General features: G+C 48.4%; 20 protein-coding genes and 5 pseudogenes. 22 read left to right on the top strand and 3 right to left on the bottom strand.

Annotation, left to right across the window (positions count from 1 at the left end):
• Nucleotides 1–407: 407 nt before the first annotated feature.
• From ACGCCZ_RS03460 to ACGCCZ_RS03440, 5 genes and pseudogenes are all read left to right on the top strand, one after another.
• A complete protein-coding gene (locus tag ACGCCZ_RS03460; protein WP_054323631.1) occupies nucleotides 408–1655 on the top strand; it encodes an aminopeptidase in 1248 nt (415 codons plus the stop codon).
• 31 nt (nucleotides 1656–1686) lie between these two features.
• Entirely contained in the window at nucleotides 1687–2631 is a 945-nt protein-coding gene (locus tag ACGCCZ_RS03455) for an L-lactate dehydrogenase (protein ID WP_085531966.1), read from the top strand.
• Between the two features lie 353 nt (nucleotides 2632–2984).
• Nucleotides 2985–3209, top strand: coding sequence for a FeoA family protein (locus tag ACGCCZ_RS03450; protein ID WP_054323630.1), 225 nt, complete (start codon nucleotides 2985–2987; stop codon nucleotides 3207–3209).
• Between the two features lie 3 nt (nucleotides 3210–3212).
• Nucleotides 3213–5217, top strand: a pseudogene (feoB, locus tag ACGCCZ_RS03445) (ferrous iron transport protein B).
• Nucleotides 5218–5235: 18 nt separating this feature from the next.
• Nucleotides 5236–5397, top strand: coding sequence for a FeoB-associated Cys-rich membrane protein (locus tag ACGCCZ_RS03440; protein WP_082402131.1), 162 nt, complete (start codon nucleotides 5236–5238; stop codon nucleotides 5395–5397).
• A gap of 182 nt (nucleotides 5398–5579) precedes the next feature.
• Here the strand turns inward: ACGCCZ_RS03440 and ACGCCZ_RS03435 are convergent, their stop codons facing one another.
• Nucleotides 5580–6152, bottom strand: a complete 573-nt coding sequence (locus ACGCCZ_RS03435; RefSeq protein ID WP_085531970.1) for a uracil-DNA glycosylase — start codon at nucleotides 6150–6152, stop codon at nucleotides 5580–5582.
• Nucleotides 6153–7154: 1002 nt separating this feature from the next.
• Between ACGCCZ_RS03435 and ACGCCZ_RS03430 the strand changes: the two genes are divergently transcribed.
• The 3 genes and pseudogenes from ACGCCZ_RS03430 to pdxT all read left to right on the top strand — a co-directional run bounded on the left by ACGCCZ_RS03430 (nucleotide 7155) and on the right by pdxT (nucleotide 9514).
• A complete protein-coding gene (locus ACGCCZ_RS03430; RefSeq protein WP_054323628.1) occupies nucleotides 7155–7724 on the top strand; it encodes a PduL/EutD family phosphate acyltransferase in 570 nt (189 codons plus the stop codon).
• A 279-nt stretch (nucleotides 7725–8003) separates the two neighbouring features.
• A pseudogene (gene pdxS, locus ACGCCZ_RS03425) lies at nucleotides 8004–8878 on the top strand (pyridoxal 5'-phosphate synthase lyase subunit PdxS).
• A 3-nt stretch (nucleotides 8879–8881) separates the two neighbouring features.
• Nucleotides 8882–9514, top strand: coding sequence for a pyridoxal 5'-phosphate synthase glutaminase subunit PdxT (gene pdxT, locus ACGCCZ_RS03420; protein ID WP_411655295.1), 633 nt, complete (start codon nucleotides 8882–8884; stop codon nucleotides 9512–9514).
• Nucleotides 9515–9681: 167 nt separating this feature from the next.
• On the opposite strand, the pseudogene ACGCCZ_RS03415 reads toward pdxT, so the two are convergent.
• Nucleotides 9682–10859: pseudogene (locus tag ACGCCZ_RS03415) on the bottom strand (DegT/DnrJ/EryC1/StrS family aminotransferase).
• 291 nt (nucleotides 10860–11150) lie between these two features.
• Between ACGCCZ_RS03415 and ACGCCZ_RS03410 the strand changes: the two are divergent.
• From ACGCCZ_RS03410 to ACGCCZ_RS03345, 14 genes and pseudogenes are all read left to right on the top strand, one after another.
• A pseudogene (locus ACGCCZ_RS03410) lies at nucleotides 11151–11760 on the top strand (acyltransferase).
• The gene (locus ACGCCZ_RS03405; protein ID WP_085531979.1) at nucleotides 11761–12888 is read left to right on the top strand and encodes a DegT/DnrJ/EryC1/StrS family aminotransferase; all 1128 of its coding nucleotides are present in this window, start codon (nucleotides 11761–11763) and stop codon (nucleotides 12886–12888) included. It begins immediately after the preceding pseudogene.
• Between the two features lie 35 nt (nucleotides 12889–12923).
• Entirely contained in the window at nucleotides 12924–14243 is a 1320-nt protein-coding gene (locus tag ACGCCZ_RS03400; protein WP_054323623.1) for a nucleotide sugar dehydrogenase, read from the top strand.
• A 130-nt stretch (nucleotides 14244–14373) separates the two neighbouring features.
• Nucleotides 14374–15480: a Gfo/Idh/MocA family protein gene (locus ACGCCZ_RS03395; protein WP_054323622.1), complete on the top strand. Its 1107-nt coding sequence runs from the start codon at nucleotides 14374–14376 to the stop codon at nucleotides 15478–15480.
• A gap of 3 nt (nucleotides 15481–15483) precedes the next feature.
• Complete coding sequence (wecB, locus tag ACGCCZ_RS03390) at nucleotides 15484–16566, top strand: non-hydrolyzing UDP-N-acetylglucosamine 2-epimerase (protein ID WP_054323621.1); 1083 nt, start codon at nucleotides 15484–15486, stop codon at nucleotides 16564–16566.
• Between the two features lie 75 nt (nucleotides 16567–16641).
• Entirely contained in the window at nucleotides 16642–17436 is a 795-nt protein-coding gene (locus ACGCCZ_RS03385) for a glycosyltransferase family 4 protein (RefSeq protein WP_411655294.1), read from the top strand.
• Entirely contained in the window at nucleotides 17366–17824 is a 459-nt protein-coding gene (locus tag ACGCCZ_RS03380) for a glycosyltransferase (RefSeq protein ID WP_411655341.1), read from the top strand. The genes ACGCCZ_RS03385 and ACGCCZ_RS03380 overlap by 71 nt, the downstream gene beginning before the upstream one ends.
• Before the next feature lie 235 nt (nucleotides 17825–18059).
• Entirely contained in the window at nucleotides 18060–18467 is a 408-nt protein-coding gene (locus ACGCCZ_RS03375; protein ID WP_054323714.1) for a Fur family transcriptional regulator, read from the top strand.
• Between the two features lie 29 nt (nucleotides 18468–18496).
• Complete coding sequence (locus ACGCCZ_RS03370) at nucleotides 18497–19042, top strand: NADH peroxidase (protein WP_054323620.1); 546 nt, start codon at nucleotides 18497–18499, stop codon at nucleotides 19040–19042.
• A 228-nt stretch (nucleotides 19043–19270) separates the two neighbouring features.
• A complete protein-coding gene (locus ACGCCZ_RS03365) occupies nucleotides 19271–19537 on the top strand; it encodes a hypothetical protein (protein WP_411655347.1) in 267 nt (88 codons plus the stop codon).
• Entirely contained in the window at nucleotides 19422–19769 is a 348-nt protein-coding gene (locus tag ACGCCZ_RS03360; RefSeq protein WP_411655293.1) for a COG2426 family protein, read from the top strand. Before ACGCCZ_RS03365 ends, ACGCCZ_RS03360 begins: the two co-directional genes overlap by 116 nt.
• A gap of 14 nt (nucleotides 19770–19783) precedes the next feature.
• Entirely contained in the window at nucleotides 19784–20686 is a 903-nt protein-coding gene (locus ACGCCZ_RS03355; RefSeq protein ID WP_411655292.1) for an aminoacetone oxidase family FAD-binding enzyme, read from the top strand.
• Nucleotides 20680–21045 carry an NAD(P)/FAD-dependent oxidoreductase gene (locus ACGCCZ_RS03350; RefSeq protein WP_411655291.1) on the top strand — a complete coding sequence of 122 codons (366 nt, stop codon included), beginning with the start codon at nucleotides 20680–20682 and terminating at the stop codon, nucleotides 21043–21045. The genes ACGCCZ_RS03355 and ACGCCZ_RS03350 overlap by 7 nt, the downstream gene beginning before the upstream one ends.
• Nucleotides 20936–22644, top strand: a pseudogene (locus ACGCCZ_RS03345) (NAD(P)/FAD-dependent oxidoreductase). Before ACGCCZ_RS03350 ends, ACGCCZ_RS03345 begins: the two are co-directional and overlap by 110 nt.
• Before the next feature lie 72 nt (nucleotides 22645–22716).
• On the opposite strand, the gene ACGCCZ_RS03340 reads toward ACGCCZ_RS03345, so the two are convergent.
• The gene (locus ACGCCZ_RS03340) at nucleotides 22717–23226 is read right to left on the bottom strand and encodes a nitroreductase family protein (RefSeq protein ID WP_054323615.1); all 510 of its coding nucleotides are present in this window, start codon (nucleotides 23224–23226) and stop codon (nucleotides 22717–22719) included.
• Between the last annotated feature and the right edge of the window lie 4 nt (nucleotides 23227–23230).

Below are 23230 nucleotides of genomic sequence, written 5' to 3'. Positions count from 1 at the left end.
TTGAGGATGGCAGCATATCGTTCCTCTGTCAACATTCCGATCACTTCCTTTGTTATGATAATACAATCAAATTCAATCAAAGTCAAGCAAAATCAATCATTAAATTGACGAAATATGAGCACAGAGATTGTGCAAAACTGCAATTTTAATAAAGATTACAGGGGCATTCTGTGCATATAAATGGTTGCTGTGATTGAAATTGAACGATTTTACGCAAGCGTATTGAAAGGAAGTCCATGCCAATTTGCACATACTTTTAGTTGTATTTTGCCAGGGAATCGGATATGATAGGTTCATACAGCGTGTTATCTACAAAAGTTTGTGCGATAAATGATCGATTATGAGCGAATGGCAACGGTTTTTCGGAATCAGAGAACCGACAATGGATACAGAAAAGGGGATGCAGAATGATTTCACAGGATATATTGCGTAAATATGCTGAATTGGCTGTGCGGATCGGTGTGAATGTACAACCGGGGCAACTGATGGTACTGACGTCCCCTGTGGACTGCGCCTTTTTTGCCCGCCTTTGTGTGGAGGAAGCATACCGCGCTGGGGCCGGAGAAGTGCGTGTCAACTGGGTCGATGAACGAACCGACAAATTGCGCTATCAATATGAAGCGCAGGACTCTATGACGTCCATTGCCCCTTGGCGAATAGAACAAAAACAAAATGACATTGACCGTCAATGCTGCTTTTTGTATTTGAAATCCAGCACACCCGGTCTGCTGGCGGATGTCCCGGGAGAAAAGCTTCAGGCCGTGCGCGTCGCAGAAGAACTGGCTTTTGAGAAGTTTGAGTTTTATACAATGGCGAATCATGGTCAGTGGAGCATTGTCGCCGTACCCTCTTTCGCTTGGGCCAAGAAGGTCTTTCCAGAATTGGAAGAACAAGCGGCACTGGATGCACTGTGGGATGCTGTTTTGGCGGGCGTGCGGATCGGCAGCCACCGCGATGCGGTCGCAGAATGGCGGGAGCATATTGCAAATTTGGCGGAGAACAGCCGGCGGTTAAATGCATACCATTTCGAATCCCTGCATTTTCAAAACTGCCTGGGGACCGATCTCTTGGTTGGGCTGGCAAAGGGGCATGTATGGGAGGGCGGAAGCTCTCGTGCAGACAATGATGCTGTTTTTGTGCCGAATATGCCCACCGAAGAAGTTTTTACGGCGCCGGATAAGTACCGTGTCAACGGGCGTGTTTATGCAACAAAGCCGCTCAATTATCAAGGGAAAATGATTCACAATTTCTGGTTCGTATTTCAAGATGGCAAAGTCTGTGAATACGGTGCGGAAAGCGGCGAAGATGTGTTGAAGAATCTCGTGGAATTCGATGCAGGAAGCGCGTATCTCGGCGAGGTGGCGTTAGTTCCAGACGATTCACCCATTTCGCGTTCAGGTTTGTTGTTCCTCACCACGCTGTTTGATGAAAATGCTTCATGTCATTTGGCGCTGGGAGCTTCCTATCCGGAAAATATTGCAGGAGGCGCTACGATGGACTGCGGCCAGCTGGAAGCAGCCGGAGCGAATCAGTCAAAAGAACACTGCGATTTCATGTTTGGCAGTTCAGACATGAAGGTCGATGGAATTTTACCCGATGGACGGGAAATCCCGGTGTTCCGCAATGGTGTGTTTGCTTTTCCAGATATGATATAGATCAGAAATAAAAGTAAAGGAGTGATCTTTGATGATGAACATTCAAAAAGCAGCAATGATCGGTTGTGGTGCGGTGGGCGCGACTTCTGCGTTCAGCCTCATTCAGAGCGGCTTGTTTTCAGAGCTGGTACTGATCGATGCAAACCAGGAAAAAGCGGAAGGAGAAGCGATGGACCTCAGCCACGGCCTTCCATTTGCCCGTCCCATGAAGGTCTATGCAGGAACGTATGATGATTTGGCCGACTGTTATTTGATTATCATAACAGCTGGGGCTGCACAAAAACCCGACGAGACGCGCATCGATCTGGTCAACAAAAATGTAAAAATCTTTAAGAGTATTATCCCGGAGATTGTAAAACGCAATACCAATGGCATACTGCTGGTCGTTTCCAACCCTGTGGATATTCTCACTTATGTGACTTTAAAGCTCTCGGGATTCCCGGCAAACCGCGTGATCGGGTCCGGCACGGTGCTGGATACAGCGCGCTTAAAATACCTGTTAGGAGAACATTTGCAGGTCGATAGCCGTAGTATCCATGCGTTTATCATCGGTGAGCACGGCGATAGTGAACTCGCAGTTTGGAGCAGCGCAAATGTCTCCGGTGTGGATTTGAATCATTTCTGTGAACTGCGGGGGCACTACAACCATATGGAAGCGATGGAACGCATTTATACCGACGTCCGTGACAGTGCTTATGAAATCATCGAAAAAAAAGGCGCCACCTACTACGGCATTGCAATGGCAGTGCGCCGCATCTGTGAAAGTATTATTCGGGACGAACACTCCATTTTGCCCATTTCCAGTTTGATTTGTGGGCATTACGGTTTGGGCGATGTCTGCATGGGTGTTCCGACCGTTGTGGGGCGTTGTGGAGCGGAAACCGTCTTGGATATTCCTCTCAGTGGACTGGAACAAAGAAAACTGATGGCTTCAGCCGATGCGCTCCGTACGGTATTGGACGGGATTGAACTGTAATTTTATCTTTCGATCAAAGAGGGTATCCCAAAAGTCATGAAATGACGGAAGGATACCCTCATTTTTTTTAGAAACTCAAATATTTTTGCAGACAGAAAGAGGACGCCCCTTTCCTATGAATCGAAAAATTCGTAGTTTTGGGGTACCCTCTTTTGTAGATTGTGCGCATAATGGGTTCCATCGATTATGAATGAGGGGGAAAGGGATTGGTCCCAATATATGAAAAGAAATCTTTCTGGCTGTCGTTTGATTGAAATAGTTAACCTTGACAAAGTTTTGATAGTGGGCTTATAATACATAAGGTAGCATAGGCTAACTTTTAAAAACATTATCAAATGGGGGATTGAGGGAATATGACATTAAACGAATTGAAGATCGGCCAAAAATCCCGAATTTTAGCGGTGAATGGGCAAGGGGCGCTGCGCCGCCGCTTGCTGGATATGGGGCTGACACCCCATACAGAAGTGATGGTCCGCAAGGTTGCGCCAATGGGGGACCCAATTGAGTTGCATTTGCGCGGCTATGAACTGACCCTCCGCATAGAAGATGCGAAAAACATCGAAGTGGAGGAGGAATAAACCATGATGTTTGCATTGGCTGGGAACCAAAATTGCGGAAAAACGACCTTATTCAACCAGTTAACTGGTTCCAACCAACATGTGGGAAATTTTCCGGGCGTGACTGTGGAAAGCAAAGAGGGGGTCATCCGTGGCTATAAAGAGAATACTGTGGTGGATCTCCCTGGGATTTATTCGCTTTCCCCCTACACAAATGAAGAGATCGTCACGCGTGACTTCCTTTTAAAAAACAAGCCGGATGGGATCATCAACATAGTGGACGCCACGAACATTGAGCGAAATCTTTATTTGAGTATGCAGCTGATAGAGCTACATATCCCTATGGTGATCGCACTAAATATGATGGACGAGGTGCGTGCCAATGGTGGGACCATAAAAATTGATAAGCTTCAAGAAGAATTGGGAGTGCCAGTTGTCCCGATTTCTGCCAGTAAAAATGAAGGAATCGATGAACTGATCGACACAGCTGTTCGGACGGCGCGCAACCGGCAGTATCCCCGCCGGCAGGATTTTTGTTCTGGAGCTGTGCATAGAGCGATTCATTCCATTGCTCATCTTGTGGAGGATCACGCAGAACGCATTCAGACTCCACCTCGTTTTGCTGCTACCAAACTGGTCGAAGGCGATGAACCCATGCGAAACGCCTTAAACCTTTCGGAAAATGAAAAAGATATGGTGGAGCATACGGTCTCCGAGATGGAACATGAACTCGATACGGATCGAGAGGCTGCATTGGCGGATATGCGTTATACGTTTATCGACCATCTCTGTGCAGACAGCGTGGTAAAATGCGGAGAGAGTAAGGAACACGCGCGCAGTGTGAAAATCGATAATCTTTTGACGAATAAATATTTAGCGATCCCGATTTTTCTGCTGATTATGATGACGATTTTTTGGCTCACTTTTGGGGTAATCGGCAGTTTTTTGAGTGACCTTCTCTCGGAAGGAATTGATCTTCTCACCGCTGTTGTAAGTGATGCGCTTACGGCTTATGGAATGAATTCTGTGGTACACTCCTTAGTAATCGATGGAATCTTTGCGGGAGTGGGGAGTGTTCTATCCTTTATTCCAACAATCGTTGTACTATTTTTCTTTCTTTCGATTTTGGAAGACAGTGGCTATATGGCGCGCGTCGCATTCGTCATGGACAAGCTTTTGCGTAAAATAGGGCTTTCGGGCCGGAGCTTTGTTCCGATGTTGATTGGATTTGGCTGCTCTGTTCCTGCCATTATGGCTACGCGGACTCTGTCCAGCGAGAGAGATCGGAAGATGACCATCTTGCTGACACCGTATATGAGTTGCTCAGCAAAGCTTCCCATTTACGGAATGTTTACCATGGCCTTCTTTCCGGAAAACCGCGCTTTGGTGATGATTGGTCTTTACGTTCTTGGCATGGCGGTTGGCATTTTAATGGGATTATTGTTGAAGGGAACCCTGTTTCATGGGAATCCAGTGCCATTTGTAATGGAACTTCCCAACTATCGGCTACCCAGTCCCAAGAGTGTCTGTATGTTGTTGTGGGATAAGGCAAAGGACTTTTTGACCCGTGCCTTCACTGTGATTTTTGTTGCCACAATTGTTATATGGTTCTTACAGAGCTTCGATACCCGCTTGAATCCTGTTTCCAGTGGAGAAGCAAGCATGTTGGCCGGAATCGGCCGGTGGATTGCCCCGGTCTTTGCACCGCTTGGCTTTGGGGACTGGCGTGCTTCGACTGCATTGTTGACTGGATTCAGTGCAAAAGAGGCAGTTGTGAGTACCTTTGCAGTTCTTACGGGTGCCAATACGGCGAATATGCCCTCTGCTCTTGCGTCCGTATTTCTCTCCGTTGACCGCATTCTCTTTTCTGGTGTTTACATTACTTTACACACCCTGCGTTGCAGCCATTAGCGCAGTGCGTAGGGAAATGAACAGTGGAAAAGCGGCAGTCGGTGTGGTTTTTTTACAGACAGGTGTTGCTTGGATTGTCTCGTTTGCCATTTATCATCTGGGGATGTTGTTTGTGTGACAGAGAGGACATGATTTTATGAACGGAATCGATTTTGCCATTCTAGCGATTATTTTTGTGTTGGTTGTTTTAGCAGTTCGCTATGCTTGGAACCATCGGAATTCCTGTGGTGGGAATTGCTCCGGATGTTCCCACAGTCAATCGTGCCAGAACTTACGCGACCATTCAGAGAAGAAATAACGAGTAGGATTTTGATGATTTTGTATTTGGTGAGGAAAAGCATAATACAACAAAAGACGCCCTGTATCACGGTATGTTTAACCGGATACAGGGCGTCTAGCCTTGTTAGCAGATTTTGCTTAGTCGGTTGCGATCGCCTTTTATCTTGACAATCCATTCTTCAGCAAGTCGAACCAAGTTGCCTATTCCACCGAAATTCCAAGCTCGTCCATCTTCTCCCTCAGTTTTAAGAAGTCCTCAAAAGCGCCGGGCTTACTGCTCGGATTGCGCAATAAAGCGGCGGGATGAAGTGTGGCCATCATCCAAACGCCATTTTTTTCTGTAAATATGCCGTGCTCCTTTGTGATTTTAAAATCCGGGCGGATAAGTTTCATCGCTGCAATACGGCCGAGACAAACAATTATCTTTGGTCGAATGAGATATACTTGATTGCGCAGCCAATGGATACAAGTCTCCTGTTCCTCTGGTAGAGGATCACGGTTTTGGGGCGGACGGCATTTGACAATATTTGCAATATAGATGTTCTTTTGACGGTCTAAATCAATGGCATCCAACATTTTGTCCAAAAGCTGGCCGCTGCGTCCTACAAATGGTTCTCCTTTCAAGTCTTCCTGTTCTCCAGGGCCTTCTCCAATAAATAGAACCTTGGCTTCTTTGTTACCAACACCAAATACCAGGTTGGTTCGCCCGGAACACAGGCCGCACTTTTGACATCCCATACAGGCGGTTTCCAGCTCTTCCCAAGTTTGATACATATGGATTTTCTCCTTTATATCATTTTTGCGAAATTTTTTTAAACATGACCGTTGTGATCGCTAACCATATTGGCAGATAAGGTGATTCTACTTTACTCTTTAGTGATCAGAGGGAGGCGAGCTTTAGCGAAGCCGGCTTCCGGTTACAGCGTGAGGTTATCTAAAACATCCGAGTTTGAAGAATGGAAAGGCACTAATAGAAAATTTGCGAAATCACAAAGCCGGATGTTTCAATGTTCTCTCAGCCGTCGGAAGAGGGCGAGCTTTTGCGAAATCGACTTCCGGTTACGGCGCGAGGTTATCTAAAACATCCAAGCTCGAAGAATGGAAAGGCACTAATAGAAAATTTGCGAAATCACAAAGCCGGATGTTTCAATGTTCTCTAAGCCGTCGGAAGGATGCGAGCTCTGGCGAAGCCGGCTTCCGGTTACGCGTGAGGTTATCTAAAACATCCGAGTTTGAAGAATGGAAAGGCACTAATAGAAAATTTGCGAAATCACAAAGCCGGATGTTTCAATGCTCTCTCAGCCGTCGGAAGGAGGCGAGCTTTGGCAAAGCCGGCTTCCGGTTACAGCGTGAGGTTATCTAAAACATCCAAGCTTGAAGAATGGAAAGGTGCCAAGAGAAAATTTGCGAAGCCACAAAGCCGGATGTTTCAATGCTCTCTCAGCCGTCGGAAGGAGGCGAGCTTTGGCAAAGCCGGCTTCCGGTTACAGCGTGAGGTTATCTAAAACATCCAAGCTTGAAGAATGGAAAGGTGCCAAGAGAAAATTTGCGAAGCCACAAAGCCGGATGTTTCAATGCTCTCCAGCCGTCGGAAGGAGGCGAGCTCTGGCGAAGCCGGCTTCCGGTTACGGCGTGAGGTTATTATAACACGAAATATTCCCCAGGAAAAGAAGGGAATTCCGTTGAATTTTCTTGCGTCCTGCGGTACAATAAATCCAGAACCAATTACCCTTTTAAGCAATTCGCATATTTTATAGAATTTAGGAGATGGATGATATGAAAATTATGGTGGAAACGTCCGCGCGTCATGTGCATTTGACGCAGGAACATTTGGATATTCTATTCGGAAAAGATTATGCCCTCACTCCCAAGAAAGCATTGTCCCAGCCTGGCCAGTTTGCTTGTGTGGAAAAAGTAGAAGTAGTTGGTCCAAAGGGATCTCTGAAAATGTCCATTTTGGGACCGGTCCGTCCAGAGACACAGATTGAAGTCTCAAAGACGGAAACCCGTACCTTGGGAATTGATGCGCCGCTGCGGATGTCTGCCGATTTAGAGGGAACGCCGGGGTGTAAAATCATCGGTCCCAAAGGGGAGATCACCGTTGATAAAGGTGTGATCGTTGCAAAACGCCACGCGCATTTTACGCCAGATGATGCAAAGGCATTTGGTGTGACAGATGGACAAGCCATTCAAATCAAGTTGGATTATAATGGCCGTGCATTGATTTTTGGAGATGTGATTGCTCGCGTAAGCAAGACGGCTGGTTTGGCTGTGCATATCGACACGGACGAAGCAAATGCCGCAGGTCTGACAGGGACTGTTGACGGCGAAGCAATTGTCGGCTGATTTTATCCGTTTTTTATGAAAGGGATGCTGCACGAGAAGCGGCATCCCTCTTTTTGATTTAAAACTGACCTGGTTAAATTTGCAAAAATTGGATATTGTGAAAGATACAGATGCGATTATAATAAAGACAACATGGGGAAGCCCTTGTTCCATCGGATGGAGTGTTTTGGCGCCGGATCAATTGGGAAATGTGGTTGCAAACACATACCCATTTATACAGGCTTGGAAGGGATCAATTTGTTGAGGCCTGTAATATCAACTGGATAGGAGGCCATTGAAATGCAAAATAACCGTTACGAATTGAACAAACAGCTTGCCCAGATGCTCAAAGGCGGAGTAATTATGGATGTTACAACACCGGAGCAGGCAAAGATCGCAGAGGCGGCAGGTGCTTGTGCTGTTATGGCTTTGGAGCGTATACCAGCGGATATTCGTGCAGCTGGTGGTGTCTCTCGTATGAGCGATCCAAAAATGATTAAAGGAATTCAGCAGGCTGTGTCGATACCAGTGATGGCAAAGTGCCGGATCGGACATTTTGCAGAGGCGCAGATTTTGCAAGCCATTGAGATCGATTATATTGACGAAAGCGAGGTTCTCTCTCCGGCAGACGATGTTTATCACATAGACAAAACAAAGTTTCAGGTTCCGTTTGTCTGTGGGGCAAGGGATTTGGGAGAAGCCCTTCGTCGAATCAGCGAGGGAGCCTCGATGATTCGCACAAAAGGGGAGCCAGGGACAGGAGATATTGTCCAGGCTGTGCGCCATATGCGCAAAATGAATGCAGAAATTGCCAGATTGACAGCTATGCGTACGGATGAGCTCTATGAGGCGGCAAAAGAACTGCGTGTTCCATACGAATTGGTACAATATGTCCATGAGAATCGAAAACTTCCGGTTGTCAATTTTGCAGCGGGAGGTGTGGCAACCCCAGCTGATGCGGCGCTCATGATGCAACTTGGCGCAGAAGGAGTATTTGTAGGCTCTGGAATCTTTAAGTCTGGAAATCCAGAAAAAAGGGCCGCTGCCATTGTTAAATCGGTTACAAATTATATGGATGCTTCCCTTTGGCCGAGCTTTCCGAAGATCTGGGAGAAGCCATGGTTGGTATCAACGAACAGGAGATTGAGATTCTAATGGCAGAGAGGGGAAAATGACCCATGCGAATCGGTGTTTTAGCCGTACAAGGGGCATTTATAGAACATGAACAGATGTTGCGAAAATTGGATGTAGAGACTTTTGAGATCCGACGAAAAGAAGATGTAAGCCAGCCTTTGGATGGACTCGTTCTTCCAGGTGGAGAGAGTACCGTTATGGGAAAGTTGTTGCAGGAACTGGGGCTCTTTGAACCACTGCACAAGCAAATAGTACAGGGGTTGCCTGTATTGGGGACCTGCGCTGGATTGATCTTGTTGGCGGAAACACTTTCTAATGATTCGCATACGTATTTTGGTACGTTGCCGGTCACAGTACGGCGGAATGCTTATGGGCGGCAGTTGGGAAGTTTTTTAAAGATTGGGCAGATAGATGGCCATGAAGCATTTCCTATGGTTTTCATCCGAGCGCCATCTATTGAATCGATTGGAGCAGATGTAGAAGTTTTGGCAACCGTTGACGGAAAGACCGTCGGTGTGCGATACAAAAATCAGATCGGCGTTTCGTTTCATCCGGAACTGACCAGAAACCTTACTTTTCATAGACTCTTTTTAAAAATGATAGAACAATCCAAAAACAAATCGGAAAAGCGTCGATTTCCCGATGTAGAAGGATGGGAAAAAGTAGGATTGGATTGAAAGCCGTATAGCTCGATTAAAAGATCGTTTGACAAAAGCGCACCTTGGATTGGCCTTTTACAGCCAATATCTCAAGGTGCGCTTTTCATAGCTTGATTATTTTGTGATCTTTAAGCGTCAAAGCGTATGCTAAATCAAAGATTTAATAACGCCTTTCAACGCCTTTATCACTTGTGATATTTTTCCACAATGTCCGTCACAGCGTCAATCACGTATTGTACCTGCTCGTCCGTCATGGTGGGATAAAGCGGAAGAGAAATCAATCGTTCGAAGTGCTTTTGTGCCATCGGAAAATCACTGTCAGCAAAGCCAAAACGCTTCTTATAGGCGGACATATTGTGAACCGGAATGAAGTGGACACTGGTGCCGACATTTCGTTCATTGAGTTCTATGATGAATTGGTCGCGATCAATGGCCAAAAGCTCGGGAACAATGCGAAGCACATACAGATGCCAACAATGTGTGGCGTAGTCCGGGACGAAAGGCGGGTCTAAAGCGTCAATCTTTCCAAACGCTTCCTGATATTTAGCGGCGATCTTCAGACGCGCGGCCTGCATTTCCTCCAATCGGGAAAGCTGCACCAACCCCAGAGCGGCTTGAATGTCGAACATATTATATTTAAAACCCGGCTCTGCAATATCATATCGCCAAGAACCGCCTTTTGCATAGCGATTCCATGCATTATGGCTCATCCCCTGGCCGGCAAGGACGCGCGCTTTTGCATCAATTTCATCGCTATCGGTGACAAGCATTCCACCGTCGCCTGTACACAGATTTTTTGTTGCGTAAAAACTGTAGGAAGCGGCTCCCTGCAACCGATTGCCGATCAAGCGTCCCTTATAGCGGCTCCAAAGCGCATGCGCTGCATCTTCGCTTACATACAAGCCGTGTTTATCGGCAATGGCATAGATACGGTCCAATCGCATACCTGCCCACTGTAATGTACAGGAACAATGGCTTTCGTCCGGGAAGTAACTTTTTTTTCAATCTCGTCTGGATTGATGCAACCAGTCCGATAATCAATATCTGCAAATACAGGGGTAGCGCCCGTGTGGATAATGGTGCTCGCGGTGGAAGCGAATGTCATTGGAGTTGTAATCACTTCGTCGCCTGGACCAATCCCTTTTGCAAGCAGCGAAATATGCAGTGCCGCTGTACAGGAGTTCATAGCAATGGCGTGCTTTGCACCGAGATAACCGGCAAATTCCTGTTCAAAACGGTTGGTTCGAGGGCCTTTTGCAACCCAACCGGATTTCAGGGTTTCTACAACTTCGTTGATTTCCGCATCGGTAATGTCCGGTACATTATAAGGGATAAAATCGTCCCTTTTCTGAAAATCACTCATGAATCAATTGCCTCTTTTTCTCACAAAATATGGGCATACCATATAACGTGCAACCTGGATGGGAGTTCCTTGCAAATTTGCTGCGGCCGCACAGCCACACAAGAGTATTTTACGCCCAATATGCGGTTTTACTAATAATTACGTGTAAATCATAATACGATTGATACCTATTGTCAACACTAATTCCATGGCGAAAGATTGACTAAAAAGGGCCTTCGAGCTATAATGTTAGGGAATAAATGGCGGGAAGAATCGGGTAAAATAGGAAAAAACGGCGTGTTCTTTCCGCTGATAAGGAATGGGGCTTGTTCGTGGAGACATACCGCAAACGACACATTTTTTGTTCATCCGAGTGCATGTGTAGACACAAATGTGCAGATCGGCGAGGGAACAAAGATCTGGCATTTTTGCCATATCAGTCAGGACGCCTCCATTGGGAAGAATTGCACGATGGGGCAGAATGTCTTTGTTGCACCCGGGGGTAAGAATTGGAAACTTCTGTAAGATTCAAAACAATGTCTCCGTATACGATGGCGTCGAACTGGGCGACTACGTATTTTGCGGGCCGTCCATGGTCTTTACCAATGTGCAGCGGCCTCGTTGCAAATATCCGCAATCCGGGCATCAGTTCTATGTGCGGACGCCTGTGTGTGAAGGCGCTAGTATCGGCGCAAACGCAACCATTGTATGTGGCCATCGGATTGGCCGGCATGCATTTATTGCTGCTGGAAGTGTGGTCACAAAGGATGTGCCCGACCATGCCATTATGATGGGTGTCCCGGCAAGGCAACATGGATGGGCTTGTGAATGCGGAGAAACGTTGGATCAATCGCTCCACTGCCCCAAATGCGGTAGAAATTATCGCGAGGGTGCAGAGGGCCTTGAGGAGGAAGTCAAATAAATGCAAAAAATTGCTTTTAATGATTTGGAAGCGCAATATGCACATTTAAAAGAAGAAATAGACGCGGGAATTGCCTCCGTGATTAAAGGGTGTCATTTTATCTCTGGACCCCAGGTGGGAGAACTGGAACAAGCGCTCTGTGCTTATACGGGACGGAAATACTGTGTGACGGTGTCCAGCGGAACCGATGCGTTGTTGATGCCCCTGATGGCGTGGGACATTCATGAGGGTGACGCCGTATTCGTGCCGGGCTTTACGTTTTTTGCTACGGCAGAAGTGGTTAGTTTGACCGGTGCGACTCCGGTATTCTGCGACATCAATCCCCATACGTTCAACCTGGACCCGGATTCCTTAAAAGAGCAGGTAGAGCGCGTGCTGCGGGAGGGAACGCTTACCCCGAAAGCTGTGATTCCGGTGGACCTGTTTGGTGAGCCCGCGGAATTCCCAAGAATCGAAGAAATCTGCCGGGAGTACCATCTTTTATTGATGGAGGATGCCGCACAGGGATTTGGCGGCGCTATCCAGGGCAAACGCGCATGTTGCTTTGGCGATGTTTCAGCTACCAGCTTTTTCCCGGCGAAAGTTCTGGGGTGTTACGGCGACGGCGGCGCGATATTTACGGACGATGAGGAGATGTATCAAAAGCTGCTTTCCATCCGTGTGCACGGAAAAGGCTCTGATAAGTATGAAAATATACGTCTTGGCCTAAATGCACGCTTGGATACGATGCAGGCGGCAATTCTGCTGCCGAAACTCCGGGCTTTGGATGAGGAGATAACCGTCCGGAATCGGATGGCCGCGCGCTATTCCGAGCAGTTGGAAGGGATTGTAGAGCCTCAGGCGGTATTGGACGGCTATTTTTCTAGCTTTGGATATTATACAGTTCAGGCAAGGGACGGCGCACATCGGGACGCCATCATGAAAGAGCTGAAGGAGCAGGGAATTCCAACGATGATTTATTATCCGATTCCGCTCCATCTTCAAAAGGTATATGAACCATTGGGCTATCAAAAGGGAGACTTGCCGGTTTGTGAAGCACTGTGCGAGCGCGTATTTAGCTTGCCAATGCACGGTTATCTGACGCAGGAACAGGTCGACTTTATCTGTGATACAATCAAAAGCCTTTGAGAAACAATAAAATTAGAATAAGGTAGGTATGAAAGATGTCTGATGTAAAAAAGCAGCTGCTGGATAAAATCGCAAATAAAACCGCAGTGGTCGGCATTGTGGGCTTGGGATATGTGGGGTTGCCCCTTGCAACCGAGTTTGCAAAATCCGGCTATAAGACCATTGGCTTTGATGTACAGGACAAGAAGGTGAATTCAGTCAATGCAGGCCATAACTACATTGGGGACATTGTGGACGATGTTTTCAAAGAGGTTGTGGAGTCTGGAAAGCTTTCGGCCACATCGGATTTCTCCTTTATTAAAGATGTAGATGCAGTGGCCATTTGTGTGCCGACCCCGCTGGACAAGTATCAGCAGCCGGACATCAGCTATGTAAAGGGTTCTACAGAATCCGTGGCTAAGTACCTACATGCTGGCATGGTTGTGGTTTTGGAGTCCACCACCTACCCGGGAACAACAGAAGAGCTGTTGATGCCCATCTTGGAGGCCAGCGGACTGAAATGTACAGAGGATTTTTATCTCGCATTTTCTCCGGAACGTGTGGACCCGGGCAATAAGCAGTATAAAACTAAAAATACGCCGAAGGTGATCGGCGGTGTGGGTAAGGACTCCACTGAAGTGGCGGCTACTTTGTACCGCAACGTCCTTGAAGGCGGCGTCTATGAGGTTTCTTCTCCGGCTGTGGCAGAGATGGAGAAGCTTTTGGAAAATACCTATCGCAACATCAACATCGGTTTGGCCAATGAGATGGCGATTATCTGTGATCGTATGGGGATCAATGTGTGGGAAGTGATCGATGCGGCAAAGACAAAACCGTATGGATTCCAGGCATTTTATCCAGGTCCGGGGCTCGGCGGGCACTGCATCCCGTTGGACCCGTTTTATCTGGCGTGGAAGGCGCGCGAATATGACTATCACACCCGCCTGATTGAGACGTCGGGAGAAATCAATACGGGCATGCCGGAGTATGTGGTTGACCGTGCGATGAAGGTGCTCAATAAAAATAAGATCGCTATGAACGGCGCAAAAGTGCTCGTTCTCGGTGTGGCGTACAAGTCGGACATCGACGATTACCGTGAAAGTCCGGCGTTAAATGTCATTGACCGCTTGAATGAACAGGGAGCAGTCACGACGTTCTATGATCCGTATATCCCGGAGTATAAGCACAAGGGTATGGTGCATACTGGTGCCAAGGAGTTGACAGATGATATGCTGAAAGAGGCGGATATTGTCATCATTTGTACAGCACATGAGTGCTTTGATTATGACCGGATTCAGAAGTGCAGCAAAGAGATTTTTGATACGCGCAATGCGATGAAGAACGTCAAAGATCGTTCCAACATCGAGCTGCTGTAAGGTTTTAAACCAGCAAAATTCCCCCGTTCTGCGACGGGGGAATTTTTCCAACTGACGCAGGAGCCTGTGCAGGACGGCATCCTGTCCCTGAACCTGCTTAAAAAAATGCAAATAGGAGAGAATATGAAAAATGAAGAAACTTCGTTTTGCCTTGATTGGATGCGGCCGTATTTCGAAAAATCACATTGTTGCTTCTGCGGAGAATTCGGAAATCTGCGAATTGGTTGCAGTTTGCGACCCGGTGACGGAACGTGCGCAACAGAAGGCTGCCCAGTATGAAGAGCTGATGGGTGTTCGGCCGGCCGTTTATGGGGATTATAAAACCATGTTGGAAGAGATGGAGATCGACTGTTGCGCAATTGCTACAGAGAGCGGTTATCATGCAGAAATTGCCCTTTACTGCATACGGCACGGCAAACATGTTTTGGTAGAAAAACCGATGGCGCTCTCCACCGCGGATGCAGATGAGATGATTGCAGAGGCAAAGGCAAACGGCGTTACGTTGGGGGTATGCCACCAAAACCGTTTCAATGCGCCCATTCAGCAGCTGCATCGAGCACTGGAGGATGGCCGTTTTGGAAAGCTGGTCAACGGCACAGCGCGTATTCTCTGGAACCGTACGATGCCGTACTATGAGCAGGCGCCTTGGCGTGGCACTTGGGCGCAGGACGGCGGAACGCTGATGAACCAGTGTATTCACAACATTGACCTACTTCAATGGAGCCTTGGCGGGGAACCGGATACGGTTATGGCTATGACAGGGAATTTCCTGCGCGATATTCAGGCAGAGGACTTTGGAGCAATTTTGATTCGTTTTAAAAATGGAGCTATTGGCATTGTAGAAGGAACTGCCTGTGTGTACCCAAAGAATCTGGAAGAGACGCTCTCCATCTTTGGAGGGACTGGCACTGCAGTTATCGGTGGTCTGGCAGTGAACCGTGTGCAGACCTGGAACTTTGAGACCCCAGCTCCACAGGATGAAGAAGTGGCGCAGCTTGCGGGAAACGATCCAAAGGATGTCTATGGAAGTGGACATACACCCCTTTATGCGAACTATATTCAGGCCATTCACAATGGCGTGGACCCACTGGTGAGCGGCACAGAGGCCATAAAAGCGATGAAAATCATTTTGGCGGCCTATAAGTCCCAGAAGACCGGAAAGCCTGTCCAATTCGATGACCTTCAGTTTTCCACACTGGATATGCAAGATGCCGATGTGCGTTGGAACAGGGGGTAAGGGATGAAAATTCTAACCGTAGTGGGTGCCCGCCCGCAATTCATTAAGGCATCTGTCGTTTCAGAGGCATTGAAGGGGATTTGTGAAGAAAAGATCGTGCATACCGGTCAGCATTACGACCCCAATATGTCCGATGTCTTTTTTGAAGAGCTTGGAATCCCTAAGCCGGCCTATAACTTGGGAGTTGGCTCTGGCACACATGGCCACCAGACCGGCGAAATGCTGATGAAAATTGAAGATGTGTTGTTGGAAGAAAAGCCCGATATTCTACTGGTCTATGGGGATACCAATTCAACACTGGCAGGGGCGCTTGCGGCTTCAAAACAACATATCCGAGTAGCTCATGTAGAGGCGGGGCTGCGCTCGTACAATATGCGTATGCCGGAAGAACAGAACCGTGTTCTGACCGACCATATTTCGCAGTGGTTGTTCTGTCCGACGCAGACAGCCGTGGATAATTTAAAAAAGGAAGGGCTCACGAAGGGGGTGCAGATTACCGGCGACGTGATGTTGGATTCGGTACTGCATTTTCTGGAAGTAGCCCGCAACAATCCGGATAAAATGGCTCTGCTGAATACATTGGAAATTTCTCCAAAGCAGTATCGCTTAGCCACCCTGCACCGGGCAGAGACGACGGATGGCGGTGTGGATGCGATTGTACGTATTTTTCGCGCATTTGAGCAGTTGCCGCAGCGTGTGGTGATTCCAATTCATCCGCGTACACGCAAGTTGGCCGAACAGGCGATTGCACAAGAAGGCTTCCATAACATCCAGTTGATTGATCCGGTTGGATATTTGGAGATGCTCTTGTTGACTTCCAATGCTTGTCAGGTATTGACCGACTCCGGCGGCCTGCAAAAGGAAGCTTGGTTTATGGAAGTACCATGCGTCACTCTGCGCAAGGAAACGGAATGGGTCGAGACGTTGGACGGCAATTGGAATGTGCTTGCGGACCTAACGACTGAGGATATCTTAGAGAAAGCACTGCACACGGTTCCCGATCCGGCTGCTCGTGGAAAGCTGCCGTTTGGCGATGGTAAAGCCAGTCAGAAGATCGCAGAGGCATTGAAAAAAGAGACGGAGTGAGTGTCCTTTGAATATCGTCTATATCAACCATTACGCTGGTTCGGATAAGCATGGATGGAATACCGGCCATATTTCATGGCAAAACGCTGGGTGGAGGCCGGACATCATGTCACGATTGTAGCAAGTTCGTACTCCCATCTGCGGACCAAAAATCCCGATATGCAGGGAAAAAAAACGATGGAAGAGCTGTACAATGGGGTTCGATACCTGTGGCTTGAAGGGCCCTCTTATCAGGGAAACGGCCTGGGGCGCATTAAAAATATGCTCTCCTTCTTGCGTGGTTTAAAAAAATACCGCGCACAGATCACAGCTCAGGGAAAGCCGGATGCTGTGATTGCTTCCTCTACCTATCCGCTGGACATCTATCCTGCCAGAAAGATTGCCAGGGAATCCGGCGCCCTTCTAATTTATGAGGTGCATGATCTTTGGCCACTTAGCCCGATTGAGCTTGGAGGAATGAGCCCGCGGCATCCTTATATTGTTTTGATGCAAATGGCAGAGAACTACTGCTATAAACATAGTGACTATGTGGTGTCCTTGTTGCCCTGTGCAGAGGGGCATATGAAAGAGCATGGTTTGGCCGATGGAAAATTCGTTTACATTCCCAATGGGATTGTAAAGGAGGATTGGGAGAAGTCCCCGGGGAATCCACCGGTTTATGCGGATAAGTTGGGACAGTATCGCCGTGATGGCTGGTTCCTGATTGGCTATACAGGCGCGCATGGAATTGCCAACGGGTTGGACAGCTTCATCGAAGCGGGAAAAGGCGTTACAGGGAAAAAAGATCAAACTGATTTTGGTGGGACAGGGGCCGGAACGGGACCGCTTGGTACAGAAAGTTCAAGATCTTCATTTGGAAGAGAATGTTGAGCTTTTGCCGGCGGTTAAACGCGACGCGGTTCCAGAGCTTTTGGCGCAATTTGACGCCCTGTATGTGGGGTTGCAACGGCAACCGTTGTTCCGGTTTGGCGTTAGTCCCAATAAGCTGATGGACTATATGATGGCCGGAAAGCCTGTGATCTTCGCAATTGATGCGGGGAATGATATGGTGGCGGATGCATCCTGCGGTATTTCGATCGAACCTGAAAATAGTGCTGCCATCGCAGATGCAGCGGTTCGGCTTGCAGAGCTTCCAAAGGAAGAGTTACAGAAGATGGGGGCCCGTGGGAAAGCTTACATCTTGGAGCATCACGAATATGGTGTTTTGGCAAAACAGTTCCTGGATGTCTTTTCCATGCCAAGGAGAGAAAACAAATAAATCCTAGAACGAGCAGGCAGAAGAAACTCTCTGTCTGCTTTTTTGTTGGTTATTTATCTGCAACAATCTCTGTAAAATTTCAAAGAAAAAAGCAATAAGAGGGAAAAGTTGTAAAAAATTTGGAAGGACCTCTTTACAAATCAGTTTCCTTATGCTATGATTACATCCAGTAATAGGAATTGTTATCAATTATGATCTGACACATTCTGAAATGAAGGAAGGTGCCGATGTTTCCATGGAAAAGCGACAAAACTTCAGCCGTAAACGAGAAGCGATTCTGATGACCATCCGCAATGCAACCATTCATCCTACAGCGGAATGGGTATATCAGCAACTGAAACCGCAATATCCGGATTTAAGTTTAGGGACGGTTTATCGCAATATTGCTCAATTTAAGAGTGACGGGATTATCAACAGCGTTGGCGTTGTCAATGGACAGGAGCGCTTTGATGGAGATGTCCGTCCACATACACATTTTATTTGCACAAAATGTGGTGCTGTAACCGATATTCCAGGGGAGTTTGTCGGTCCCCGGGTGAGCAAACAAGTGGCTAAGGAGAATGGACTGTTGGTAGAAAGCTGCGAAGTTGTGTTTCGTGGCACATGTTCCGATTGCATGAAAAGACAAGAAAGTCTTTCCTAATAATTTTTATCTGTATGGAGGAACCAATCATGAAAAAATTTGTGTGTTCTGTATGTGGCTACGTGTATGAAGGCGAGCAGGCTCCAGAGTTTTGCCCCCAGTGCAAGGCTCCGAGAGAGAAGTTTATCGAGAAAAAGGAAGGCGCTTCTTTTGCTTGCGAGCATGAAGTCGGCGTTGCACAGGGCATCGACAAGGAAGTCTACGATGGCTTGGTCATGAACTTCAACGGCGAGTGCACAGAGGTTGGCATGTATCTTGCGATGAGCCGTCAGGCAGAGCGCGAGGGTTATCCGGAGGTCGCAGAGGCATTTAAGAGATATGCATTTGAAGAGGCCGAGCATGCTGCAAAGTTTGCCGAGCTGTTGGGTGAAGTAGTTATGAATAGCACAAAGAAAAATGTACAGATGCGTGCAGAGGCTGAGGCAGGTGCATGCGAAGGGAAGCTGCAGATTGCAAAGCGCGCAAAGGAGCTGGGATACGATGCAATCCATGACACGGTTCATGAGATGGCTAAGGACGAGGCCCGTCATGGAGCTGGCTTCAATGGCCTGCTGAAGAGATATTTCGCAGACTAATTTGCAAAACGCTACATAGAAATCACACAGGGTGGGATGGCAAAGTGGCCATCCCACCCTTTTCTATTCTGTAAAACAGGTTTTAATTTGTGATATTTCTGTTAAAACCAATCAAAAAGGTTGCCAGAATCGCTAAAAGTGGTTTATACTAAGATAAATTTGCTTCGTCTGTGAAAGGAATTGGGTAGTCACAGCGGACAAGCGTTTGGTGAGAATTGGAGGAACAAAATGGATTCCATTGTTGAGGCAATCGTACAGACATTTAGCAGTTCTGCATCCCGGGAGCTGATTATTTTCCTGGTGTCCATGATGCCGATTCTCAGAGCTGCGCGGCGGCATTTTAGCGGCGAGTTTATTGGGGGTAGATTGGCTAAGGGCGATGACCATTTGTTTTGTTGGAACAATCCTGCCGATCCCATTTATCTTGTTGTTTATCCGCCAGATCTTGGAATGGCTGAAAAATACGCGCTTTGTCAAGTTGGTACACCGGATTGAAGCCAAAGCAGAGCAAAAAAGCAAATCCATCGAGAAATATAAAACCTTTGGTTTGTTCCTATTTGTTGCGATTCCATTGCCTGGAACAGGCGCTTGGACAGGAGCTTTAGTCGCTGCTTTGCTCAATATGCGCTTTAAGCACGCCATGCTTTCCATCACGTTGGGGACCTTGACCGCAGATGTGATTATGGTTGTGCTTTCTTATGGCCTTTTGGGCGCAATTCTTCCGTAAGGCAGGGGGATTTTATGGAGAGATATGACATTGTGGTGTTAGGTGGAGGCGCCGCCGGTTTGATGGCCGCCGTTTCTGCTGCTGAAGCAGGGAACGGCGGCCTCCGTGTGTCCGTCCTGGAGGGGAATGCACGTGTGGGGAAAAAGTTACTCGCCACAGGGAACGGGCGCTGCAATTTGAGCAATCGGTTTGTAGCACCTACCCATTATCACGGCGATGTTAGCCGCGCTGCTGGACTGTTGAAACGGTTTCCCACGGAGAAAGTGATCGGGCAGTTCGCACATTTGGGATTGCTCTGCCGGGAACTGGATGAGGGACGCATCTATCCGTACTCATTGCAGGCAGCTTCCGTTCTGGAAGTTCTTCGTCTCCACCTGGAACAGCGTGGAGTGGTTGTGCAGTGTGGGATGCCTGTTACGGAAGTTCGTAGGGAAAAAGGCGGTTTCTGCCTACAATGCGATGGGAAATGGCTGCAAGCAGCCCGGGTGATTTTTGCGACCGGCGGCCTTGCGTATCCACAGCTTGGTGCAAATGACAGCGGATATCGGATGTTACGAGCATTGGGGCATACTGTGACCGCTTTGCGGCCGGCATTGGTACAGATTCGAACCGAACCGCGCAGGGCGAAACCCTTAAAAGGGATGCGAAGTTCGGCCGAGGTGACACTTTTGGTCAATCACCGGCCGGTGCAGACGGCAAAGGGGGAGGTTCAGTTCACAGAACACGGACTGTCCGGCATCTGTATGTTTGAACTATCCCGCAAAGCAGGAGAATGTTTGGAGCGGAAGATGGGACCGGTGGAGTTGGGACTGGATTTGATGCCGGAATATACGGAATCACAAATTCTTTCTATGCTATACCGGACGATCGAACGGTTGCCAGATCTTCCAGGGGCGAGCTGCTGGGAGGATTGTTAAACCGTACAGTGGGGCGGGAGGTTTTGCGCACGGCCCTTCCGCAGACGCCCAAAGCGGCCGCTCACTTTTCAAAGGGACAGCTTACAGCGGTGAGCCGGATGATAAAATGTTTTCGATTTCCTGTTTTGGGTTTGCTGTCGTGGGACAGTGCGCAGGTCACGGCCGGCGGAGTACCATTGGGAGAAGTGGATTGCCGGACGATGGAATCGAGAACGTGTAGGGGGCTCTACCTAGCAGGGGAATTGCTCAATGTGGACGGAGACTGCGGTGGATACAACCTTCATTGGGCTTGGAGCACCGGAATGGCCGCAGGGCGCGCCAGTGCACATTCCCTGCAGAACGGTATATCGGAGGGATAAAGCAATGCTATACCGAATTTCAGATCTATCGCTGCCGCTCGATGGAACCATCGAGGACTTGACGAATCTTGCAGCGAAACGGTTGGGGGTTTCGCCGGGGGAAGTCCATCATTTGACTTTGCGAAAGAAATCCGTGGATGCACGCAAAAAGGATGATGTCCATTTTACATACACCGTAGAATGCGTGTGCAATCGTGCACGGATTCGGGGAGACCGCAAAGTCGCAGAAGCGGTTCCTTATCATTACACAATACCAGCCAGCCGGCCGCTTCCAATACGGCCGGTTGTCGTGGGGCTTGGGCCAGCCGGTCTCTTTGCAGCTTTGCTTCTAGCGCAAGCCGGACAGTGCCCGATTGTTTTAGAGCGTGGGCAATCCGTGGAAAAGCGCAGCGAAGCGGTAGAGCGGTTTTGGCGCGAAGGGATATTGGATCAGCAAAGCAACGTCCAGTTTGGTGAAGGCGGCGCAGGGACTTTTTCAGACGGAAAGTTGAACACAGGGACAAAGGATCCCCGCGCCCGGAAAGTCTTGGAAGAGCTAGTTCAAGCAGGTGCGCCAGAGGAGATTCTCTATATGGCTAAGCCACATGTTGGGACAGACCGGCTTCCACACACGGTTAAAAAGATTCGGGAGACCATCTGCGCGTTGGGGGGAGAAGTGCGGTTTGCTTCTACCATGGATGCGCTGGTTTGTAAGGATGGGCGCATAAAAGGGATTCGTGTCCATCCAGCTGGAGGGAACTCTTATATCTTGGAGGCCAGCCATGTCATACTTGCGATCGGACACAGCGCTCGCGATACGTTTGTTATGTTGGAGCAACATGGAATTCCGATGACGCCAAAGCCATTTTCGGTGGGAGCCCGAATCGAACATCCACAAGAGGTCATCAATCGGGCACAATATGGCCGGTTTTCCCAGCATCCTGCCTTGGGAGCGGCGGATTACAAATTAGCGGTTCATCTTCCCAATGGCCGGGGGGATATACATTTTGCATGTGCCCCGGTGGACAGGTTGTGGCAGCAGCCAGTGAAGAGGGACGAGTGGTGACCAACGGAATGAGTAATTTTGCGCGTGATGGTAAAAATGCCAACGCAGCTTTGTTGGTCGGAATTGGTCCGGAGGACTTTGGCTCAGATAGCCCGTTGGCCGGGATGGTGTTTCAACGCGAGTTGGAAGAAAAGGCTTACCGGTTGGGTGGTGGCGGTTACGCGGCACCGGTGCAACGCGTGGAGGACTTTTTAAAGGGACGGGCGTCCAAACGGCTTGGAGATGTACAACCAACTTACCGGCCGGGGGTGACTCCATGTTCCATAGCAGAGTGTTTTCCGGCAGAGCTATCGGATGCGATGCGCCAGGGAATTGTGCAGATGGAACGTTACTTACATGGGTTTTCGTATCCCGATGCACTGCTGACCGCGGTGGAGAGCCGAAGCTCGTCCCCGGTTCGCATCCTGCGGGGAGAGTCGTACGAATCCCCTGCGGCGGCGGGGTTGTATCCCTGTGGAGAAGGAGCTGGATACGCAGGCGGTATCATATCCGCTGCGGTGGATGGGATTCGATGTGCTGAAAAAGTTTTGGAAGATTCACATAAGTCTTATTAAAAGCAAAAGCGGCATCTGCTCCTCTGCAAAAATGTAGAGATAGCAGATGCCGTTTTTTCATTAAATATGGATTCAACGCACATAGGAGACATCGTCCGTACGACGCGGTACAGGAGGTTCTGCGTGTTCCTTGGGATAACCCAAAGTGATGCAGCTATAAGGAATGTATCCTTCCGGCAGTTTTAACCGGGACTGGAAAGCAGGTTCCCGAAGGATGTCGCGTACACAACCGATAAAGCAGGTTCCCAAGCCGTAAGAATGTGCGGCTAGCATGAGATTCATAATGGCGCAGCTGGTATCCTCCGGAGCGAAGCGTGCATCTGCCGGTGCGGAAAGCACGATGACAGTGGGCGCGCCATAAAAAGGGTCCTCTATGGCGCCTTGCATAGCTGCACAAATGTCCGATAAGAGTCCTTTATTTTGAATGACAGTGAAATGGCGGGCTTGCCGGCCCATTGCAGATGGCGCATATTTTCCTGCTTTTAGAACATCGGTTAGCTCTTCTTCGCTGATCTGTTCACTCCGATACGATCGAATCGAGCGGCGCTCCATCAATGCCTCTACTGTATGGTTTAAGATCATGAGA

Source organism: Anaeromassilibacillus sp. SJQ-1 (assembly GCF_046693725.1).
Lineage (GTDB): Bacteria > Bacillota > Clostridia > Oscillospirales > Acutalibacteraceae > Anaeromassilibacillus.
This window is presented reverse-complemented; position numbering and strand designations above follow the sequence as displayed.

Excerpts from the sequence above, each read along its gene's own strand:
- ACGCCZ_RS03460 (WP_054323631.1), top strand. The coding sequence starts at position 408 with ATGATTTCACAGGATATATTGCGTAAATATGCTGAATTGGCTGTGCGG.
- ACGCCZ_RS03455 (WP_085531966.1), top strand. The coding sequence starts at position 1,687 with ATGATGAACATTCAAAAAGCAGCAATGATCGGTTGTGGTGCGGTGGGC.
- ACGCCZ_RS03450 (WP_054323630.1), top strand. The coding sequence starts at position 2,985 with ATGACATTAAACGAATTGAAGATCGGCCAAAAATCCCGAATTTTAGCG.
- ACGCCZ_RS03440 (WP_082402131.1), top strand. The coding sequence starts at position 5,236 with ATGAACGGAATCGATTTTGCCATTCTAGCGATTATTTTTGTGTTGGTT.
- ACGCCZ_RS03435 (WP_085531970.1), bottom strand. The coding sequence starts at position 6,152 with ATGTATCAAACTTGGGAAGAGCTGGAAACCGCCTGTATGGGATGTCAA.
- ACGCCZ_RS03430 (WP_054323628.1), top strand. The coding sequence starts at position 7,155 with ATGAAAATTATGGTGGAAACGTCCGCGCGTCATGTGCATTTGACGCAG.
- pdxT (WP_411655295.1), top strand. The coding sequence starts at position 8,882 with ATGCGAATCGGTGTTTTAGCCGTACAAGGGGCATTTATAGAACATGAA.
- ACGCCZ_RS03405 (WP_085531979.1), top strand. The coding sequence starts at position 11,761 with ATGCAAAAAATTGCTTTTAATGATTTGGAAGCGCAATATGCACATTTA.
- ACGCCZ_RS03400 (WP_054323623.1), top strand. The coding sequence starts at position 12,924 with ATGTCTGATGTAAAAAAGCAGCTGCTGGATAAAATCGCAAATAAAACC.
- ACGCCZ_RS03395 (WP_054323622.1), top strand. The coding sequence starts at position 14,374 with ATGAAGAAACTTCGTTTTGCCTTGATTGGATGCGGCCGTATTTCGAAA.
- wecB (WP_054323621.1), top strand. The coding sequence starts at position 15,484 with ATGAAAATTCTAACCGTAGTGGGTGCCCGCCCGCAATTCATTAAGGCA.
- ACGCCZ_RS03385 (WP_411655294.1), top strand. The coding sequence starts at position 16,642 with ATGGCAAAACGCTGGGTGGAGGCCGGACATCATGTCACGATTGTAGCA.
- ACGCCZ_RS03375 (WP_054323714.1), top strand. The coding sequence starts at position 18,060 with ATGGAAAAGCGACAAAACTTCAGCCGTAAACGAGAAGCGATTCTGATG.
- ACGCCZ_RS03370 (WP_054323620.1), top strand. The coding sequence starts at position 18,497 with ATGAAAAAATTTGTGTGTTCTGTATGTGGCTACGTGTATGAAGGCGAG.
- ACGCCZ_RS03365 (WP_411655347.1), top strand. The coding sequence starts at position 19,271 with ATGGATTCCATTGTTGAGGCAATCGTACAGACATTTAGCAGTTCTGCA.
- ACGCCZ_RS03360 (WP_411655293.1), top strand. The coding sequence starts at position 19,422 with ATGACCATTTGTTTTGTTGGAACAATCCTGCCGATCCCATTTATCTTG.
- ACGCCZ_RS03355 (WP_411655292.1), top strand. The coding sequence starts at position 19,784 with ATGGAGAGATATGACATTGTGGTGTTAGGTGGAGGCGCCGCCGGTTTG.
- ACGCCZ_RS03340 (WP_054323615.1), bottom strand. The coding sequence starts at position 23,226 with ATGATCTTAAACCATACAGTAGAGGCATTGATGGAGCGCCGCTCGATT.